Consider the following 2,450-nt stretch of genomic DNA (forward strand, 5'->3'; position numbering starts at 1 on the left):
CGGTGGCCTGGATCGACGCGCAGATCACGCCGTACGCCGCCAAGGTCGGCCCCGCCCAACTCGACCGCCTCGTCACCGAAGCCATCCAGCGCCAGCACCCGGATGAGGCGGTCGACCCCGACGATCCGCACCCCGACTGCCCCGACAACCGACACGTCGCCATCGACGTCGACCACGTCGGCTTCGCAGGCACCACCCAGGTCAGTGCCGAGCTCGACCTGGCCGACGCGCTCGACCTCGACCATGTCCTGCGCGCCGGGGCCGCGGAGCTCAAGGCCCTCGGCTCGACCGAGTCTCTCGACGCGCGGCGGGCGTTGGCCCTCGGGCGCCTGGCCCGCCATCAGCTTGCGCTCGACCTCGCCACCGGGACCGGCCCGACGACCGAGACCGACCTGCCGCCGGCAAGGACTCTTGAGTTGCACCTGCACTTCAAGGCCGGACTCGCAAGCGGCCTCGAGATCGACCGGTTCGGGCGGATGGACGAGGGTCAACGCCTGTTGCTGCTGGAGACGATCCAGGCATGGTGCGGCGACTCCCACACCCGGATCGACCTCAAGCCCGTCATCGACCTCAACACCGAGATCCACGCGCCGGGCTACCAGCCGACGCCTCGGCAACGCGAGCAGGTTCAGCTCCGCGACGGCAGGCGAGTTCTAGGTAGTGATGCAACACCTTCTCTGAGGAGTTGCAATGAGGAAGTTCACCAAGCCCGATCTGCCGCGTGAGCACGAGCGCCGGTTCTGGCAGGGGGTCCGGGCCGGTCTTAGCGTCGATGAGGCGGCGGCGTCGGCCGGCGCGTCCTGGAGCTGGGGACGGAGAATCTTCGTCAGATTGGGTGGGGTGAACCCCACCCGGACCACCGATCCCCTCGGGCAGCGCTATCTGCGGTTCGAGGAACGCGAAGAGATCATGCGTCTTCAGGCCAGCGGCCTGGGCGTTCGTGCCATCGCTCGTGAGATTGGACGGCATCCCTCCACGGTGAGCCGAGAGCTCAAACGAGCCGTCGGGGTGCGTGGGTATCGAGCGGGAATGGCGCAAACGCATGCCGATCGAGGGCGTCGTGGGCCGCGGAACGCCAAGCTCGCGACCAACCTTCGGCTGCGACGAGAGGTCCAGGCCCGGCTCGAGCGGCACGACAGCCCCGAACAGATCGCTGGCAGACTCAAGATCGACTTCCCCGACGAACCGGAGATGTGGGTGTCGGCCGAAACGATCTACCAGTCGCTCTACATCCAGGCCCGCGGTGGGCTGAAACGCGAGCTCACCGCCTACCTGCGAACGGGCCGTTCGATGCGCAAGCCCCGCCGCACTCCAGGACACCGGCGCACCCGGATCCCGGACATGGTGATGATCAGCGAGCGACCCCCCGAGATCGAGGACCGGGCCGTCCCAGGTCACTGGGAAGGCGACCTGATCATGGGCTCGACAGCCTCAGGCAGCGCTGTCGGGACCTTGGTCGAGCGCACGACCGGTTTCGTGATGCTGCTGCACCTACCCGACGGCTACGGCACTCTCGCGGTCCAAGAAGCACTGGTCGCCAAGATGCTGACCCTGAATGAACAGCTGCGCCGCTCACTGACCTGGGACCAAGGCCTAGAGATGGCCAGCCACCGCGAGATCGCGGCCGCGACCGGCCTCAACATCTACTTCTGCGATCCACGCTCGCCCTGGCAACGCGGCACAAACGAGAACACAAACGGCCTGCTCCGCCAGCACCTACCCAAGGGCAAAGATCTGTCCTTCTACGGTCCGGGCATGTTGGACAACATCGCTGCCGAGCTCAACTCCAGACCGCGCAAACGCCACGGGTTCCGCACCCCTGCAGAGATGCTTGAGGAGATAATGGCCAAGACCGCTCACAACCAAGGTGTCGCGTGACTACCTAGATTCCGCCAGACCTGTGTCTTCCCCTGGTGTGGTCGCAACGCCAGACGCGGCGACCTCGACCACGTCATCGCCTACGACCACCAGCACCCCGACCGAGGTGGAACCACTGCGACCGACAACCTCGCTAGTTCTTAGTGCTACCGGTGCAAGCCACCGGACAGTCGGGCTTGCAGAAGGTGCCATCACGTCATGTCGCGGCGGGCTTGCCGCCCCGAACTGGCTTACGGTGGACCAAACGACGGGGATAGGAGTTGCTTGCGATGAGTGACAGGGAATTGGGATCAGGCCGGTCATGCTTCATTGTCGGGCCCATTGGGGACCGATTGGAGCCTACGGGTGCGCCAGGCAAACTTGCGTACGAGAACGCTATTCAAATGTGGGAAAACGTCTTCGAGCCTGCATGTGAAATGTTCGGACTTACTCCGGTTCGCGCAGATAAGATTTCAGAAGCTGGAGACATTCCGGAGCAGATTTTCACGTACCTCCGCGACGCAGACATCGTGATCGCCGACGTCACCGGGGGCAATGCGAACGTTATGTACGAACTGGGTCTCCGCCACACG

The 2,450-nt window shown here is 64.9% G+C and carries 2 protein-coding genes and 1 pseudogene; all 3 read left to right on the forward strand.

Features of this window, described 5'->3' with window-relative positions:
• A pseudogene (locus RMO85_RS03860) lies at positions 1-725 on the forward strand (hypothetical protein); the annotation flags it as partial.
• Between the two features lie 115 nt (positions 726-840).
• On the forward strand, positions 841-1,878 hold the full coding sequence (locus RMO85_RS03865) for an IS30 family transposase (protein WP_397203037.1): 1,038 nt from the start codon (positions 841-843) through the stop codon (positions 1,876-1,878).
• 383 nt (positions 1,879-2,261) lie between these two features.
• On the forward strand, positions 2,262-2,450 hold a 189-nt coding region (locus RMO85_RS03870), incomplete at its 3' end, for a hypothetical protein (RefSeq protein ID WP_310526584.1).

Origin of the sequence: Nocardioides sp. (assembly GCF_031422975.1) — a bacterium.
Taxonomy (GTDB): domain Bacteria; phylum Actinomycetota; class Actinomycetes; order Propionibacteriales; family Nocardioidaceae; genus Nocardioides.